The 16,393-nt window shown below is 50.8% G+C and carries 20 protein-coding genes; all 20 read left to right on the top strand.

Annotation, left to right across the window (positions count from 1 at the left end; translation table 11 throughout):
• The first annotated feature begins 11 nt into the window (after nucleotides 1-11).
• Nucleotides 12-1,784: an HNH endonuclease gene (locus EDC32_RS16650; RefSeq protein WP_246026902.1), complete on the top strand. Its 1,773-nt coding sequence runs from the start codon at nucleotides 12-14 to the stop codon at nucleotides 1,782-1,784.
• A gap of 31 nt (nucleotides 1,785-1,815) precedes the next feature.
• A complete protein-coding gene (locus EDC32_RS09105; RefSeq protein ID WP_132221617.1) occupies nucleotides 1,816-2,289 on the top strand; it encodes a hypothetical protein in 474 nt (157 codons plus the stop codon).
• A gap of 58 nt (nucleotides 2,290-2,347) precedes the next feature.
• Complete coding sequence (locus tag EDC32_RS09100; protein WP_132221615.1) at nucleotides 2,348-2,824, top strand: hypothetical protein; 477 nt, start codon at nucleotides 2,348-2,350, stop codon at nucleotides 2,822-2,824.
• A gap of 112 nt (nucleotides 2,825-2,936) precedes the next feature.
• Nucleotides 2,937-3,416 (top strand): hypothetical protein, encoded by a 480-nt coding sequence (locus tag EDC32_RS09095; RefSeq protein WP_132221613.1) that lies wholly within the window; start codon nucleotides 2,937-2,939, stop codon nucleotides 3,414-3,416.
• Nucleotides 3,417-3,654: 238 nt separating this feature from the next.
• Nucleotides 3,655-4,023 (top strand): hypothetical protein, encoded by a 369-nt coding sequence (locus tag EDC32_RS09090; protein WP_132221611.1) that lies wholly within the window; start codon nucleotides 3,655-3,657, stop codon nucleotides 4,021-4,023.
• Nucleotides 4,024-4,025: 2 nt separating this feature from the next.
• A complete protein-coding gene (locus tag EDC32_RS09085; RefSeq protein ID WP_158283307.1) occupies nucleotides 4,026-4,493 on the top strand; it encodes a head-tail connector protein in 468 nt (155 codons plus the stop codon).
• Nucleotides 4,490-4,819, top strand: coding sequence for a hypothetical protein (locus tag EDC32_RS09080; RefSeq protein ID WP_132221607.1), 330 nt, complete (start codon nucleotides 4,490-4,492; stop codon nucleotides 4,817-4,819). The genes EDC32_RS09085 and EDC32_RS09080 overlap by 4 nt, the downstream gene beginning before the upstream one ends.
• 12 nt (nucleotides 4,820-4,831) lie before the next feature.
• Nucleotides 4,832-5,236 (top strand): hypothetical protein, encoded by a 405-nt coding sequence (locus EDC32_RS09075; RefSeq protein ID WP_132221605.1) that lies wholly within the window; start codon nucleotides 4,832-4,834, stop codon nucleotides 5,234-5,236.
• A 151-nt stretch (nucleotides 5,237-5,387) separates the two neighbouring features.
• The gene (locus tag EDC32_RS09070) at nucleotides 5,388-5,990 is read left to right on the top strand and encodes a hypothetical protein (protein WP_132221603.1); all 603 of its coding nucleotides are present in this window, start codon (nucleotides 5,388-5,390) and stop codon (nucleotides 5,988-5,990) included.
• A gap of 74 nt (nucleotides 5,991-6,064) precedes the next feature.
• Nucleotides 6,065-6,550: a hypothetical protein gene (locus EDC32_RS09065; protein ID WP_158283306.1), complete on the top strand. Its 486-nt coding sequence runs from the start codon at nucleotides 6,065-6,067 to the stop codon at nucleotides 6,548-6,550.
• A 52-nt stretch (nucleotides 6,551-6,602) separates the two neighbouring features.
• Nucleotides 6,603-6,995: a phage tail tube protein gene (locus EDC32_RS09060; RefSeq protein ID WP_132221599.1), complete on the top strand. Its 393-nt coding sequence runs from the start codon at nucleotides 6,603-6,605 to the stop codon at nucleotides 6,993-6,995.
• Nucleotides 6,996-7,112: 117 nt separating this feature from the next.
• Entirely contained in the window at nucleotides 7,113-7,514 is a 402-nt protein-coding gene (locus tag EDC32_RS09055) for a GTA-gp10 family protein (protein WP_211341915.1), read from the top strand.
• A 71-nt stretch (nucleotides 7,515-7,585) separates the two neighbouring features.
• Nucleotides 7,586-7,828 (top strand): hypothetical protein, encoded by a 243-nt coding sequence (locus tag EDC32_RS09050; RefSeq protein ID WP_132221595.1) that lies wholly within the window; start codon nucleotides 7,586-7,588, stop codon nucleotides 7,826-7,828.
• A gap of 20 nt (nucleotides 7,829-7,848) precedes the next feature.
• On the top strand, nucleotides 7,849-9,582 hold the full coding sequence (locus tag EDC32_RS09045) for a phage tail family protein (protein ID WP_132221593.1): 1,734 nt from the start codon (nucleotides 7,849-7,851) through the stop codon (nucleotides 9,580-9,582).
• Complete coding sequence (locus tag EDC32_RS09040; protein WP_132221591.1) at nucleotides 9,579-10,343, top strand: distal tail protein Dit; 765 nt, start codon at nucleotides 9,579-9,581, stop codon at nucleotides 10,341-10,343. Before EDC32_RS09045 ends, EDC32_RS09040 begins: the two co-directional genes overlap by 4 nt.
• Before the next feature lie 72 nt (nucleotides 10,344-10,415).
• Nucleotides 10,416-11,456 (top strand): hypothetical protein, encoded by a 1,041-nt coding sequence (locus tag EDC32_RS09035; protein WP_132221589.1) that lies wholly within the window; start codon nucleotides 10,416-10,418, stop codon nucleotides 11,454-11,456.
• Between the two features lie 36 nt (nucleotides 11,457-11,492).
• On the top strand, nucleotides 11,493-12,962 hold the full coding sequence (locus tag EDC32_RS09030) for a phage tail spike protein (RefSeq protein ID WP_132221587.1): 1,470 nt from the start codon (nucleotides 11,493-11,495) through the stop codon (nucleotides 12,960-12,962).
• A 55-nt stretch (nucleotides 12,963-13,017) separates the two neighbouring features.
• Entirely contained in the window at nucleotides 13,018-13,212 is a 195-nt protein-coding gene (locus EDC32_RS09025; protein ID WP_132221585.1) for a hypothetical protein, read from the top strand.
• A 5-nt stretch (nucleotides 13,213-13,217) separates the two neighbouring features.
• On the top strand, nucleotides 13,218-13,862 hold the full coding sequence (locus tag EDC32_RS09020) for a hypothetical protein (RefSeq protein WP_132221583.1): 645 nt from the start codon (nucleotides 13,218-13,220) through the stop codon (nucleotides 13,860-13,862).
• Nucleotides 13,859-16,369 carry a glycosyl hydrolase family 18 protein gene (locus EDC32_RS09015; protein ID WP_132221581.1) on the top strand — a complete coding sequence of 837 codons (2,511 nt, stop codon included), beginning with the start codon at nucleotides 13,859-13,861 and terminating at the stop codon, nucleotides 16,367-16,369. Before EDC32_RS09020 ends, EDC32_RS09015 begins: the two co-directional genes overlap by 4 nt.
• Nucleotides 16,370-16,393: the final 24 nt, after the last annotated feature.

Genomic DNA, 16,393 nt, shown 5'->3' with positions numbered 1-16,393 from the left:
GGGTGAAGGGGTTGGCTGTCAAGGATCCGATTATTGCAGCATGGAACAATCATGAGATCAATTTGAATGAAGCGCGTGTGGGATTGGGCTTGCAGCCCGATCCTTTTTTTGGTTCAAAATATAAGTTTGAGTTGTTTGCGACCAAATGGGTTAGCCACATGTTCACCAAAGCAGCTTCAGATGAACAGAAAGAAGATGAAGCAGAGTTTCATGATTTTATCGAAAAAATTCGAGCCGTACGGAAGAATGACCAGGAAGAGTTGCAGAAAGAGAGTGAAAAGTTGGCTCAGGCGCTAAAGAAATACTTTACGGAATTAAATACAGCCATTGCGAAAGCGGTGGGGAAACCGACGAAAATAGAAAAGGCCAAAGCGCAAATATACAAAGTGGTAAATGATAAAAGGCATGAGCTGTCCGCTCTCCTTAAATCCCATCTGAAAAGTCGTGTGGAAAATATCGGTTCAGAAACAGAAAGAATACTTAAAGAAAAGCTAAGAAGTAATGACCCCAAGAAAAATAACGAGAGATTCGTAAGATTTGACAGTGGTGAATGGGATGGCAGAGGTTTTGTTTATTTGGCGGATGAAATGCTAAAAGATTATTTAAAGCGAATAGTAATCCTAACGAATGAATCGATAAAAGAACAAGTGGATGAAGGAAAGTATAGGGACAAAATGGTTGAGTGGTATAATAGTGATCGTATATCAACTATCGTTTCAAATGAAATGACTCGAGTGAGAAATCTAGTCGTTCTGTTCACTAGCGAACAGAGTGGGTTGTTTTACAAGCAATGGAAAACGATCGGCGAAAATTGTCCTTTTTGCGGAAAATTAAGTGGAGTTAACATCAAGACAGGTGTCAAGTTTGCTAGAAAAGGAGAAGTGCTTAAAGTAGGGCAAAAAGAGATGAACATACACGATGACATCATGGTGCCACCACTTCATCCTCATTGCGATTGCATTATCATACCAGGTGTAAAAAGAGGGAATGAGGTCATTGAAAAGGTAAAAAAACAGAGTAGCAACCCATTAAGTAGGTTTAGCCATGGGCAAATACCCAATTTACACCCGAGAACAGGTGAATTGATTGTTGATGCCAACGGGATTACAGAAAAGTTAATTATTCTCGATGGGACAGAATTTGATTTTACACCTAAAAGTCGACAGCGTTTTGTTTATAAAAACACAGAAAGAGAAATAAAAGTGAACGGTAAAATTGAAAAAGTCAAGTTTGAAGACTATATTTATCCTCAATTTGATAAATGGTCAGATTATGAAACATATCTGCCCATGAGGCACTGGCAATTGGAAGAGACACAGCAATTCTATTTTCTGCGAATGGAACTTGCGCTAGAAATGAAAAGAGATCCAAAGCTGAAAAATAAAATCAATCAAACGGCTTTGGATGTCATCAGATATGGAAATCATAAGAAATTAAGGGCGAAAACAGAGAGTTTTTTCAATAAGAACGAGGACCTTGTCAAACAGTTGGGAATAACAAAACAACAAATCGATGATATAGCTAGAGGAAAAGGATCCGATGATTTATATCAGAAAATAAAAAATAACGAAAAGTATAAAAAAATATTGTTTGATGCAAATGAGGCTTGGGTCAATAAAGCGAATGATCCATTGGGCTACACTTGGCACCATCATCAAGAGGAAGGTAAAATGCAGTTGGTCAAATCGATTGTCCATTCAGAAGTGGATCATGTGGGCGGCGAAAAAAGATGGGGAGGGATACGCGACAACAAAAGACAGCAGAAAAGAGCCAAAAATGAGTAGTTGGAAACAGAAAGCCAAGGAGGCGATACGCATGTATTCGAGTAAAAAATTGAAGCAAATGGAAAAACAAATCATCATCAAGGCATTTGAGGAGAATAAGGAAGAAGTAGACCAGATACTTAAAAAGATCTTGTCATATCCTTTTCCAGAAGGGGTTCAATCCATTTATTTTTCTGGGGAAACGTTTGAGTTTGGATTGGGCTTTGATGCGAGGCCGGCAGATGAATCTCTCCGACCCCACCCGTTACATGGCGAAGAAGACTTTGGTGCAGCTGGTTTTGACTTTGAAAAGTATGTGGAAGAATTGATTCCTGACAAACAAGAAAGGCAAGTTTTTTTGTGGGAACATTTAGATGATTTTTTGGTGGCGGCTGAAGATTTATGTGCCAAATGGCTGAGTGAACGGTTTAAGGAGTTAGGCGGGGAATCTTTCCCCATTCCTTGTTTTATCGGCTTTGAAGGAGCGGACGATGTTTATCACTTGCAGGCTGGGAAGTATGTGTAGCAAAACAGGCCGTGAAGTTGCTTCGCCACGTGTTTAAATCAATGAAGGAGAGACTAACTTGAAAGTTCCGGCAGAAGACCAATATAAGATCTTGGATACATTTGAAAAGGAACGGGAAGCGATTATTCAGATGATTAAACGGATTTTCGCTTTTCCTTATTTAGAAGAAACCCAATTGGTCATGTTGGAAGCGGTGACGGATAAGTACGGAATTGGCTTCGAGGCGTATCCCTACACCGATCCTTTAGATCGGGCACCCATGTTTGAAGAAGATCGGGGAAAGAACATCATCCGTGTGGAAGGCGTGGCCGGAGGGTCCGTTTATATTGGTGACTTTGATATGGATGCGCTGTTAGACGAAGGGCTGTTGGATGCATATCTTTTTGTTGGAGAGAAGCTGTTGGTCAAATGGCTGAGCAAGTTGATCAAAGAGGTGGAAGGGTATGACGCCTTTCCGTATCCCATCTGCATGTATTTTGAAGGGGATGATCCGTATTACTATAATTTATCCACGGGTACAAGGGAACGTGCTTGATTTCCTCAAGACGCGCGCAAGGAGAAAAGTCATGATGCCGGACAGCCAGCTCGACAGGGCTGGTTTTTTTCTTTTGCCAGGGCGTTGATGCTAAGGGAGAGGGGGAGTCGGTGTGAGCCTACTTGCGGTCGGTTTCTTGTCCGCGAATGAGCATGCAGCTGTCTGTGCCGCACTCGCCGCACAACAAGATAAGGTAGATGCTGTGTTGAAAAGGCTTTTCACCCATCGGTATGCGGTGGAAACGAGAGTAATCCTTTTCCATGGAAAAGCGCACGATTTCGGATGCGTAGTTGATGTCCGGCCTAAAGATAAGCACTTGGGCGATGTACCGCTCTGTTTTGTAGGCAATCGCCCGGTGTATGGGCCGTTGGCATCGGTGAATGTTGACTTCGGTCTCAACTTGGCAGAGAAAATGGGAGGCGGTGATGGCAACGGCTACATGGCCGCATTGTTGCAGCTATTAGCGTATTGGTTGGGGGTGCGGTTGCGGGAGGTGGGCGGTCAATCGTTCACCTTCCCTTGCTTGATGACGTTTCATCAATCCTTAGAAAAAGGGTACTACCATCTGCAAACGGGAAATGTCATCACATAGCTCTTGGCTGAGCGGTTCAGAGATGAATCTCCGCTGACCCTCCTGCGAATCCATTGTGAAGCATTGTTGGGAACCCGAAACCCGGTCAACGTGTTATTCTTAGTACAAGGATAAATGGCCTTGCGCCCCGCTAATACTGCTTATGGTTGCGGCGGGGCGGATGGCTTGGCACCATATGGCGCAGTTCTCCGCAAAAGCGGAGGGTTGCGCCTATCTTTTTCCGCTGGAGGTGACTTTCATGGCTGAGACGCTGACCAAATTTACGCTGACCGCTGAGCAGGGGGAGACGGTTTATACCGACTGGATCGATGTGCGTCACGCGAGCCGGCTGCGGTTGTTGATCGGGCCCAAAGAAGGAGGGAGGTATGCGGCGTTCATTTCCCAATCCACTGTCGATCCGGCTCAGAACACTCCGATTGTTTATTACAATGAACAATTCATTTGCGGTCAGACGGAGAACTTGGCTCTGATCCCACAATCAGAGATTTTTGTGCGCAAAGACCAGCTGGGGGCCAACTTCATCAAAGTGGCTTTAACCAATGTGTCGGCTGACTTTCAATTTGATGTCTATCTGCTGATGGAAACCGATTCGCAAGGAGGTGCATGAAGGTGCCAGCGCTTGTCACTTTGCAAGAAGTGAAGGAATATTTGAAATTGGATTTGATGTCCCAATTAGAAGATAAGGTGCTCCAGCATTTGATCGCGGCGGCAACGGCAGAAGTGGAGCAGAAGCACGGTCGGGGCCTTACGTACCGGGAAACAGTGGAAACGTACAGTGGCACGGGGGATGGCAAGTTGTTTCTCCGTGCCTATCCTGTTGTATCCATCTCTTCGGTCACGGTGTATGGGGCGGAGGTGCCTCCCAGTGCCTATCGGGTGGAGAAGCACACCGGCATTTTGCATGGAGCTTGGCCCGCAGGTGTGGACAACATCTCCGTTTCGTACAAAGCGGGGTATTGGACCGATTTCCAAAATCCGCCTCCATCCATGGATATCCCTATGATTCCTGTGGATTTGAAGCATGAATGCTTGGAGTTGGTTGCGTATCTTTATGAGAATCGGGGCGGAGTGCGATGAGTGTGAATGCTGGAAAGCTCCGCCATAAGATGGTGGTCCTCACTGCGGATAGCCAGCTGCGCCATCCGGGCCATTATTGGTGTGAAATCCGTACCCTGAACTGGAAAGAGGAAGGGGACGGCTATGTGCGGTGGCAGGATACCATTTATGAGATTCGGAGCCGTTATTTTACATTTGGTCCTGACCCGCAAACCCAATTTGAACCGGTGGCCGGCAATATTTTGCGAATTGACGACAAGCACAATTACTTGATTAAAGCCGTGATCAATGTGGATGCCAAGCGGGAGGAGTACCGCTTTACATGCACCTATTTGGGGCAGGTATAGGGGGGGAGTGAGATGCCGATCCGGGTTGACATCAACAGCAAATCGTATGAAGAGATGGTACAAAGCCAATTGCGGGAACGGATGGAGGCGGCCATGGACCACGCCGCTGCCAAGTGCAAAAAAAGGCTCAGCCGTTCTAACGCAAGTGGAACGAGCCCTTCGAAAGCGGGGGAATCCCCCAAAAAGGTGACAGGACAACTGATCCGGTCGATCAAGTCGGGCGTGGAAGTAAAAAAGGGAGTCGTGCACGGGTATTTGTCAGCCGACACTCCGTACGCGCTTCGGCTGGAATTCGGGTTTGTGGGGACGGACTCCGCCGGGAGACATGTGAAACAAGCGCCTCGCCCTTATCTGCGGCCGACGCTCAGTGAAGAGGGGAAGCAAATCGCTAAGATTTTGATCGGCAAAAAGATCTGACGAGAGCATGTCTGAATAGGCCAGCGGCTGCTAAGTCTTTTTTTCATTTGCTTCACTTGTGCGGTGCTCCTCGAGAAGAGGTTTTTCGACCGCTTCTTCCCTACCAACTTGATTCACCAGACACGCCCTACTGGGAAAGGGGGTGATAACAGTGAGCGTAATCACGGATGCCGTTTACAACAAGCTCAAAGAGGACACCAAATTGGTGGGTACCTACACCAATGGCGTTCCCAACAAGGATGGTTTGCTCTCTTGGGTAGGAGCCGGGGGAACGTATTGGGACCCGTCTGAGGGCAAATGGGTTTCCAACCTGAGCCCGGCGATCTACACGTATGAGCTGGATTTTTCGGAGATTACGTCAAGTCATCCTGAATACCGGGATTTAAGAGGGTTTATCGTAACCACCGGTCATGTCACCGACACGTCGGATAGCGCGGCGTCCAGCAAAACGAAAAAAGCGCGGACGATTACCAAAGATATCCGCTGTTTTTACCGTCAGGATTTGGACAACGCCACACCAGACGGCACATTTAAAGAGGTGGAAGCCATCGCAGAAAGGGTGTATGAACTCTTTCACCGCCAGCCGCTGGTGATCCCTGATCCGGATGATCCGCTCAACTATACCAAGTGGCAATCCGTCATGGTGACCTGCAACGGACCGATTTACATTCCTGGTGAACAAGCCAAGTTGCTGACGCAGAAAATCGACGTGATGGTTGTCACGCTCCAGTTCACCATCCAAGAGTTCAAGTAGTTCAGGCTGCATTGCCAACATACGGAAGACGCTCTCCTTGCGGGATGCGTTTTTTATTTTGGGGAGGCATTGATATGGGTATGAATGGGAGTTCTGTTTTGATTTTCGTATATGACAAAGACCATGATGGAGAAGGTCTATTCACCGATAAATACATCTTGGTTGGTGAACAGACCTCGCTATCCCAAGAGCAATCCGTCAACTTGGTTGAAGCGGGGCATAAGACCGTTGTTAATCAGCAGTATGTGTACGGCAAAGGGGAAGCTACTCTTTCCATCGAGGCCTTGGCTTTCACGCCGACCGATAAAGACCAAAAGGGATTGCTCGTGCTGAAAAACAGCTACAAAAACAGGAAGAAAGCGTATGTCAAGCGGGCTGTGTTTGATGGAGCGTCCACTTCTGACGTTGAATACGCAGAAGTGGTGGTGGAGAGCATCAGTTTCGAGTATCCAGACGATGATGTCTCCACCGTTTCCGTGGAGTTGAAAGCAAACGGTCCATTCACAACGGAGCCGCCGACCATCGTGGACAGCGAGGTTTCTGGCTCGGTTACCGATTGAACGATGCGTGGGCGCGAATTTACAACAAGACAAAACCTGGGGGGAATGAAAGATGGCAACCAACGGAAGCACAGTATTGCTCATGGTGAAAGAAGGAACCAACTGGATCGCGGTGGGGGAACAGACCGGACTGTCCATCGAGGAGTCGGTAAACCTGATTGAAGCGGGCCATAAAGGAATGACAACTCAACAATATGTGTACGGCAAAAAGGAAGGCAGCATCTCGCTGGAGGGGTTATATGTGAAGGACGATGCCGGTTATCTGGCCTTGAAAAATGCCTTTAAAAACCGGACGGCCATCATGGTACGCCGCCAGGAAAACGGGGTCAATGTGGAAGATGTGGAATGTCTGATCGAATCTATGTCTACGGAATTTCCTGATGATGACGTCTCCACCATCTCGGTGGAACTCAAGATGAACGGCGAGTGGACGCCGGCGGGCTGAGGATCGGGACGCTGTGTGATTCGGTTGTAGGATGTGGAGATAACACCTGGCCGGGCCAATCCATTTTAAAGGAAACAACGGGTTCGCCCGGCTGATTACGATGAAAAGGATGATGTGATGATGGCAAACAAAGTGAAAGGCCAACGCTCATTTGTCGCCGGCGGACAAACCTACACTGTCCATTTTGATTTCAACGCCTTGGCGGAACTGGAAGAAGCGACAGGATTGACTGTGCCCAAAATCAGTGAACAGATGCAGGACACGTCTCGCATCTCCATCAAGTTCATGCGGGCCCTGGCTTGGGCCGGGTTGCTGAAGCATCATGGGCTGTCCTTGACCGAGGCGGGAGAAGTGATGTCACAAGGGGACATGAATGAAATTTTCATGGCTGTTGGTGAAGCGTTCGCCACATCGATGATGACGGAGGAGCAGATCAGGGAGCTGGAAGCGCAAAAAAAGTCCGGCCCAAAAAAAGTAGCACCGATGACGGAGCCGATGTCTGGGACTGGCATCAAATAAGGCGGGATGCGATTTGCATCGGCCTGTCGCATGATGAGTTTTGGCGACTTACTCCGGCCGAACTGCGCGAGTTGTATGAGGGCTACTTTTGGCGGCAGGATCAGCTTCGCCAGTTTTGGGCGGCAATGACCGCTGCGACGATACAGCCGCACTCCAAAAAGCGGATCAAACCGACTGATTTATACAAACCGCTTGCCAGGGCGAAGCGAAGTGGACCGGTGCTTTCTGAAGAAGAACGGCGACGGCGGTTTGACGAGATCGTGAAGAAGATCGGCCCGGACGTGATTCCGGTGCGTTCTTCTTCTGAACAATAGACTGAGAAAGGAGGCATTCGATGGCACAGCAGTTGGGACAAGCGTATATTCAAGTGACTGCCGACTTCAGCCAGCTCGGACAGCAATTGGCGATGGCAACACAACAAGTCACACAGAGCACCCGCAACATGATGTTAAATCTGGAAGCAGCCAAAAAGACGTCAAAAACCTTGTTCAGCTCGATCAAATCGGGTGCTTTGGGCGTAGTTGACTCGATGATTTCCGCTTCCACTCAAGGAGAGCAACTGAGTGAGGCATTTGGCGAGTTAAGCCAATTCACGATTGATAAAACCATCGGTCCCGCTTTGGAAACCATTGCGGAGGCGATTGAGCGTCTGGTGGCAAACATGTCCAAGTTTGGCATGGTGGAAGGATTTGAGAAGACCTTTTCTCAGGAGACGAAGGTGGCCATCGTTGCGGTTGCCGGGGCTATCTTGGGAGCATTGATACCCTCCTTCATCGGCTTGACAGCAACACTGAAAGCAATGGCCATCGCTGCTTGGAGCGCGATGGCTCCTTTGTTGCCCTGGATGGTTGCCGGGGCGGCGGTAGCGGCGGTGGCGTATCTGATCTGGCAGAACTGGGACACGGTGTCCGGTTGGTTACAAGCAGCCTGGAATTGGCTGTGGACGGGTGCGACGACCATTTTTAACGGCATCGTGGAAACCATTAAAACGATTTGGAACGGCATCACCACGTTTTTCTCAGAGTGGGGAATGACCATCTTGGCGGTGATCACCGGGCCGATCGGGTGGTTGGTCGGCTTGATCGTCACTTACTGGGATCAAATCGTCGCGTTTACCACGACCATTTGGAATGGCATTATCTCGTTTTTCCAGGAGTGGGGCACGACCATCCTCACGGTACTCACGCTCCCGTTCTGGCTCTTGGTGGTATTTTTCCAAGAGATCTGGGCATTGATCGACGACACGGTCAAATCGGTGTGGAATGGGATTGTGGCTTTCTTTACGACAATCTGGCAAGCGATCGTCAATCTGTTCACCGGTTATCTCAATTGGGTGCTGAACACATTTACATCCATTTGGAACAAAGTGAAAGAAGGCGTCATCCTTGTTTGGAACGCCATTAGCTCGTTCCTGTCCTCGGTGTGGAATGCGATTGTCGGGTTCTTCGCCCCAATATGGAATCGGTTGGTGTCCACGATCACATCCGTGTGGGATCGGATCAAATCGATCACGATGTCCGTTTGGAACACTGTCAAAGGTTGGCTGTCTAACATCTGGAACGGCGTGAAAAACACGGCCAGCTCGATCTGGAACGGGGTCACGTCCGCGATCACTGGCGCATGGGAAAGCTTGAAGTCCAAAGCGTCGTCCATCTGGGAAGGGATTTTTGGCAGCATTAAAAAGTGGATCAACAAAGCGTTGGATATTGTACGCCCATTTATCAATGGGTTTAACAGTGTCGTGTCCAAGATCAACAGTTTGACTGGTGCCAAGTTGCCAACCCTCTCGTTGCCAGGTTTGGCCAAAGGGGGGATTGTGACCAGCCCTACCATGGCCGTGGTCGGAGAAGGGCGGTACAGTGAAGCGGTTCTGCCCCTGTCCAATAAAACGTTCAGCGCTCTGGCAGAGGGAATCACCAGCAAGATGTCGGGCGTGGGCGGCGGCAACGGGTTTATGATCAATGTGGAGCAGATGCATGTCAGAAATGACCAAGATATCCGCCTGATCAGCCAAGAGTTGTGGAGACTTCACCAGCGCCAAGCGAGATCATTTGGGGGGAGAGTATGATGGGGTTCACGTTTGCAGGCATTCATAGTGAGCAGCACGGATTGCGGGTGTTGGATGTCAAGCGCCCCATATCTCCCGGAATCGCCGCGAAAACGGTGAAAGTCCCCGGTAAGGCGGGCGTGTATGACATGGGGAATGAGGTGGACGCGCTCCACATATCTGTTGAGGTGCTGTTGACGGGGCAATCCTTGCGGGAAATTCGGGATCGCGTGCGGGCCGTGGCCGATTGGCTAAGGAACGGCGACCGGACGGGAATGCTTACGTTTGATGATGAACCGGACAAAGCCTACACCGCACGGCTGACCGATCAGACGGAGTTGGAGGAGATGGCTCTGACAGGGCAGGCAACGCTCACATTCCTTGCTGCTGATCCCTTGGCTTATGCTGTGGAAGATGATGTGTTTACTAGCGAGTCGGGGGTGTTGTCGTTTCAGCGCAAGGGGACGGCGCCATCGCAGCCGCTGATCGAAATCACTGGGGAAAGCAGCGGGTTGGATGTGGGATTTGAAGTGGGACTGAATGGCAGCATGATGACATATAAAGGACGGCTTGGTTTTGGTGAGCGATTGATGATCGATTCCCGTCTGAAAACGGCTTACCTATTGAAAACAGATGGTACCAAACAAAGCGCGCTCAATGCCTTTGACTCACTAACCTTCCCCTTAACCCTCCCGGGCAAGGAGAATCAGTTGCAGGTGAGTCCGCTGGGAGCGGCGACGATTGCCCAGGTGAAGATTACGTGCCGTAGTTGTTGGTATTAACATGCAAATGGGGACGGGCGGGGGGAATCCCGCTCCGCCGTGTTTGTATCAGAATAAAGGAGGCGAGAGTCAGTGGCTAAAACACCCTTTAAAAAACTGGGAAGTGTGGAAATTCTCTCTGCCCATCTCAATGGGATTCAACATGCTGTTAATAATATGGAAGACGTCTTGGGGATGAAGACGGACCCAAAAACGGGTGTTCAGCTGTTGCCGTACACGGATATGCCGGACCCGGGTTTGAGGTACCGCATCTATGAGGGGCCCGACAACAATTGGCTTTATGATCCGGAGCCAGTCATCAAGCGGAATGGCCAAATTGTCAGCCCATCCGAATATGAGTTGCAGGCGGAATATGGTGCGGTGGTTTTCCATGTTCAACAACAGGCAAGCGATGTGATCACGGCCGATTATACTCACATCACCAACCAGTCCGCCAAGATGGAACAGATGGATAGCCAGCATGCCGCGCTTGAAGCGAGAGTGGAAGCGTTAGAACAGAATGGGGGAGGTGGCGGAGGAAACAGTTTCCTCGCTTATCTGGTGAAGCATTATCCAGGCACATACCGCTCCCATGGCATATCCCCGCAAAACAACGCGACAGGGGTGGCGGTGCTGGCAAACAGCATTGACATCTTTCCGTTTGTAGCGCATGAAACCATCATCTGCGACATGATGGGAGGGCAAGTGTCAGCTGCCGTGTCGGGCGGATTAACTTCGTTTGCCGTTTATACGGATAACAATGGGTATCCGGGCACGCTGATCGCACAAACCGGTGCGGTGGATTGTTCGACCACCGGCTGGAAAGAGGCTGCGTTCACTACGGGGCCGGTCACGTTGCAAGCGGGGAGTTACTGGATCGGTCGTTTTTGCAATGCGGCTCTTTCTTTCCACGGCTTGAGCCCGGCTGGTATCAATCCTGTGCCGTCGGCTCCACCGCTTGGTTCCGACAACATCAATAACAACAATGGATTAGGGGCGGGCGTGGGCGGCATCCGCTATGCGCTTGACTTTGGCAATGGTGCGTTTCCAGAGACATTCCCAGCGGTAGGCGATGGCCCGCAATATCTGGAACGCAACGCTTACGGGTCGCCATGGATCAGAAGAAAGCCGTGATGGCAGCGTAGCGTGCTTTTGAAAGGGGTGGGACAAGTGAAATATAACCGGTTGGGAAACGGGCGTTACAATCTGGACGGAGTGATCTACAACCAGCCTCTGGCGGCCGATGAGCAACCGTACCACAAGCTGGCGCAAACGCCCATCCTTGTATTGGATCAACAGCGCAGGCGCCTGGCGGTGCTGGATCATCTGACCGAATTGGTGATCACGGAGGAAATCAACGGTGAAGAGACGGTTGATTTATCCATCCCGTATGAGGATGCAAAGCGTGTTTATTTGGAGAACGAAAACTACATTCAGCTGGGGCAACGGCTGTATGTGATTCGCCGGGTTCATCATTCCCGCAAGGGATCGGGCAAGAGGGAAACGCAAGTCTACGCCGAGGCCATCTGGTATGACTTGCAGTATACCGAACCGATGGCCATAAACCAGTGGCCGGATGCGACGCCCTATCAAGTGATTCGCGATATCCTTACGGGCACAGAATGGCGAGTGGGCCGGTGCGATATCGGCACCGTGCGCAGCATGTCCGTTGATGAAGGGCTGACCAACCGTTTGACTGCGTTGCGGGAGGTGGCCGACTTATGGGGAGGCTCCATCCGCTTCAACCCGCTGACCATGACGGTAGATCATGTGAAAGAGGGCGGATTCCGCGATCCTGGTATTGCCATCATCTACCGTAAGAACATGGATGAGATTGAGGCTGATTATGATACGACCGATCTGATCACCAGGCTGTACCCATACGGAAAAGGAAACTTGACCATCAAAGACGCCAATGACGGCAAAGAGTATGTGGAGAACTTCCAATATTCCCGACAGATTCGCACGCGCACATTTAAAGATGACCGCTTCACCAATCCTTATCAATTGAAGGAGAAAGCGCAGGAAATCTTGGACAAGCTGAGCAAGCCGCGGCTGTCTTACCGGGTTAAAGCCAGCGATCTGTCCATGTTGTCTGGACTGGAACATGAAGCTTTCCGCATTGGGGACATCGTCCGCGTCTATGATGAAGAGTTGGGGATGGATGCAAAAACGCACATTGCCCGTTGGCAGTATGATGTGTTGGCCCCGTGGAACACCGTGTTGGAATTGGAATCGGCGGCTCCCACCTTAACAGACTTATTGAAAGGGGTCGCGCAAGCGGGGTTCCTGCAATCGGAAGATTCTGTCGAGCGGACTGAAATGCTGGAACTGATGGTGTTTAACTATCTGCTCAATTCCAGAGCTGACGACGGGTTTGCCTACTGGGTGAACAACGGATGGGAAATTGATGCAACACGGGGTTATTCGGGGAATGCATCGTTCATGTGCCAAGGGCAGCTCGGTGTGGAGAAGACACTGACCCAAACGGTGGAACCTTCCCACCGGGACAGCTACACCGTGAGCATGCAGGCGGCGACGGAGAATCTCAAAAAAGGGCCGAATGGCAAAGTGGGCGTCGAAGTGGTGCTTCATTATGATGACGGGCAATCGGAGACGAAGTTTTTCCCATTGGCCTGAATGAGACAAGATGCGGGTGGCGCAAACCCTTAGACAGGTGAAGGTGGTGATCAACATGTCTTCATTTCAACCGTTTCAAAAAAGTTTTACGTCAGACAGCGGCAAGAATGTGAAGAAGATCGACCTGCGGCTGGTCGTTTCTGATGTGACTGGCAGGATTCAAATCACGGATGTAATGTTGCAAGGCGGTTCCATCGCCACCGTATGGACAGGGCATGCTTCAGAAATTCAATGGTCATTTGACGGGTGATGTGGATGGATAAAAAAGAGTTTTGGACCCGGTATTTTTTCACCTTTCAAGTGACGCCCAACCGGAAGGTGACCCGAATCGATTATCGCTTTGTGATGAATGATTGCGAAGGAACGGCTTGGCTGACCGATTTGATGCTGCAAATCGGTCGGGCTGCAACTGGCTATGTTCCCGCCAACAAAGAGTTTTTGCAAAGAGAGCGGGACGGAGCGGGCACGGTAATTCGCCGCAAGCATTACAACGGGGTGATTCGCGGGAAACGGAAGATTGCTGTCCCCAATCGGGAAGAGGTTGGCAGGGAGAAAGACCTGGCCAAGCGGGTGACTGGTGGCGTGGATTTCCACCTTGTGCTGACCCGGAATACGCCGCGGGAAGGAATCCGTTTTGCCCATCAACACGGGCAACGGCAACTGATCGTATCGCCTCCGCTCAGCGCTGGCGATCAGGTTACGCTGAGCGCGACCAAGCGCCGCGTGGAAATCAACGAGCAGATAACACATGAATACAGTGGCAATTTCCACACCTGTCCCGCCGGGTTTGGCATTTATCAAGTAGAGCTAGACGATGAACGGGGTGCGGAGCGCGGGGCGGGACAGTTGGTATGTGAGGTGGACATGTGGCTGAAGGGAAGAGGAGGTGAGCGTTTGTGAGTTCTTTGCGAACACGCCATCGGGAGTTTTTGTCGTGGGTCCGTACGAGCGAACAGCTGGAAGTGGTGGAGAGGTTCGGCAACAAATTTTCTGCGGTCTGCCTGTTTTGGTTTGACATACAAGCGGACGGCTCGTTGACCGGGGCGATCAGCGATCTGGAAGAGGCGATGGCACGCGCCCGGCAAATTCATGAGAAATGGCCGCACATCCGCTGGTTGCTGACGGTTAAGAACGACGGGGTTCCATCCAGAATCAATCCGGTGGTGTCCAATCAGCAGGGGGCACAGGATCGGTTCATTCAGGAAGTCCACCGCATTCTAAACCAATATGCGTGGGTGGATGGGCTGGATGCCGACTTTGAGCGGTTGCCCAATGACCAAGTGGACAACATCTACCAGCTGTACGACCGCTTGTTTGCCGAAATAAAAAGCCGTACAGCCAACCGGTTTCTCCATCTCGATCTACCGCCGATGGTCGCAGCGCATGAAACCATCGGGCCTGAGAAGTGGTGTGACTACGGGCGGTTAAAAGACCGTTGCGACACAGCGCAGATCATGACTTATGGATTTGCATGGGCCGGCTCCGCGCCAGGCTCTACTGCGCCGTTGGATTGGCAGCGGAGCGTAATCCGTTATGCTGTCAGCGCGTTTGATCCGATGCAGGTCTACATGGGGGTGGCGGCATACGGTTACCGGTGGGAGATCAGCAAATACCCGAAAACGGCTTCGCAGCCTTATCGCGGTTTCGGGGGCGGATTTCCCGATTTTTTGCGGTGGATGATCGGGGAGCTTTCGCATACCGATTCATACCGGGGTGGGGCTGAAACGCAAGCCTATATCCCGTTTTTCTCGTATTTTGATGAGCAGGATGCCGTGCACCAACTCTTCTTGCACATCTATGATTATGTGGATGCTGGTGAAGACGCTGATACGACAAACTTGAATAAGGGCTGGTTTGGGGATCGCTCCTTTTTGACCGCTTATGGCAAGGATCAAGTCGTTTCCTTTGATGGGGCAGTGTCTGACCAGACAGTGGCCGACGCGGATGTGGTGCGGGGTGCGATGATCCGAACCGACGCCTACGTGTCTCCGCGTAAGCCCGCCGCTGGGGAAACGGAAGGCTACGCCAAATGGACATTTCATGTTCCTGAGGAGGGCGTCTATGATGTCGTAGCGCAAGTGGAGTATCCGTGGTTTGATCAACAGAAGTTGGCGGTGACAATCGACGGGATTCCTCAGGTGATCGGTGAGGTGCCCCAACATTATCCTTATCATCGCCAAGTGCATTGGACCAAGGTGGCACGGTTGACATTGATGCCGGGAGAGCATGTGTTTGAAGTATTGGGCGCAGGAAGTCAATATGGCACCATCTTCTACGGCTTTCGCGTATGCCGGCAGTTTCGGGAGAACCGTGAAGCGGGGGAAGCCACCTTTACGCTGATGCCCCGCAAATTCCGCGACCGGAATGGGATGGCGGCCTGGCCTTATGAAAACAAGTTTAAGCTGACCTTGGAGGCGGTCAGGCGGTCGCCGGAACCGGCGCTCATCTTTTATGATGATTTTCGCGATTGGCAAGATCAGCTCCCTTCCGATAAGTACATCATTCATTCAGGTGCGTGGAAGGTGAATAAAGACAAAAATGATCCCGCCCCCCGCCAGTATGCCTGGGTGTCCGGCTCCGGCAAATTCACGCTCAACACCTCCCGCTTCACCAATGTCACGGTGGATGCCAATCTGCGCGTGGAGAAAGAGGGAATGGCGGGTGTGTTGTTTAAAGATCTCTGGTTTTGCCTCAATATGAACTACAAAGGTGGCCGGTATGAATTGCATCAGGGAGGTACGCTCCTGGCAACCCAATGGCCAGGTGGCCCCCTCGACCTCAACACGTATTACCGATTGCGGATGAAAGTACGTGGACGGGAAGTGATCTGCCTCCTCAATGATATCCCGGTCATCCGCCATACCTTGGCTACGGAAGTGGGAGCCGGCGCGTGGGGGGTGCAATCAGATGTTGCGATGTCTTGTGATTTGTTGGTCGGGGCTGATTCCCACTGGCATTATCCGCAAGAAGCGATGGATATCATCCTGCCCGATGGTACAGAGCAGACATTGGGCCGCATTCCCCGGTCAGGGATCACATGGGATGAGAAATGGGGCTTTTTTTATTTGGAAAGTGGCGACGAGCTGGATACCCGCCTGGAACCGCCAGACGGGATGGACAAGCAGATTATCAAGGACTGGGATTATCTTCACTCGGCTCCGTTTACTTTGACAGAAGGGGATTATCCAGTGAAAGTCCGGATGAGGGACCAGGGGATCTGGCTATCCCGCATTTATTTGGGGGATGACGATGGATTTAGCATCGCCGTGTTCCCCTTTGCTGAGACCATTTTGCGGCAGGGGGATATCGCCGCATATGAGTTCAAAGCCCGTGGCATCGGGTTATGGTCTGTGGGGCAAGAAGACCCGCAACTTTGGCACATGCTGGTGGATCAAGTGGATGGTTAAAGGCAAAGAGGCGAAGTCCCGGCT

This window comes from Laceyella sacchari, from assembly GCF_004343255.1.
In the GTDB taxonomy this organism is placed as follows: Bacteria; Bacillota; Bacilli; order Thermoactinomycetales; family Thermoactinomycetaceae; genus Laceyella; species Laceyella sacchari.
Note: the sequence above shows the minus strand (reverse complement) of the source record. Positions and strands in the feature narration are given on the sequence as shown.

Coding starts and splice junctions, on each gene's coding strand:
- EDC32_RS09105 (WP_132221617.1), top strand. CDS start 1,816: ATGTATTCGAGTAAAAAATTGAAGCAAATGGAAAAACAAATCATCATC.
- EDC32_RS09090 (WP_132221611.1), top strand. CDS start 3,655: ATGGCTGAGACGCTGACCAAATTTACGCTGACCGCTGAGCAGGGGGAG.
- EDC32_RS09080 (WP_132221607.1), top strand. CDS start 4,490: ATGAGTGTGAATGCTGGAAAGCTCCGCCATAAGATGGTGGTCCTCACT.
- EDC32_RS09075 (WP_132221605.1), top strand. CDS start 4,832: ATGCCGATCCGGGTTGACATCAACAGCAAATCGTATGAAGAGATGGTA.
- EDC32_RS09065 (WP_158283306.1), top strand. CDS start 6,065: ATGGGTATGAATGGGAGTTCTGTTTTGATTTTCGTATATGACAAAGAC.
- EDC32_RS09060 (WP_132221599.1), top strand. CDS start 6,603: ATGGCAACCAACGGAAGCACAGTATTGCTCATGGTGAAAGAAGGAACC.
- EDC32_RS09055 (WP_211341915.1), top strand. CDS start 7,113: ATGATGGCAAACAAAGTGAAAGGCCAACGCTCATTTGTCGCCGGCGGA.
- EDC32_RS09045 (WP_132221593.1), top strand. CDS start 7,849: ATGGCACAGCAGTTGGGACAAGCGTATATTCAAGTGACTGCCGACTTC.
- EDC32_RS09040 (WP_132221591.1), top strand. CDS start 9,579: ATGATGGGGTTCACGTTTGCAGGCATTCATAGTGAGCAGCACGGATTG.
- EDC32_RS09025 (WP_132221585.1), top strand. CDS start 13,018: ATGTCTTCATTTCAACCGTTTCAAAAAAGTTTTACGTCAGACAGCGGC.
- EDC32_RS09020 (WP_132221583.1), top strand. CDS start 13,218: ATGGATAAAAAAGAGTTTTGGACCCGGTATTTTTTCACCTTTCAAGTG.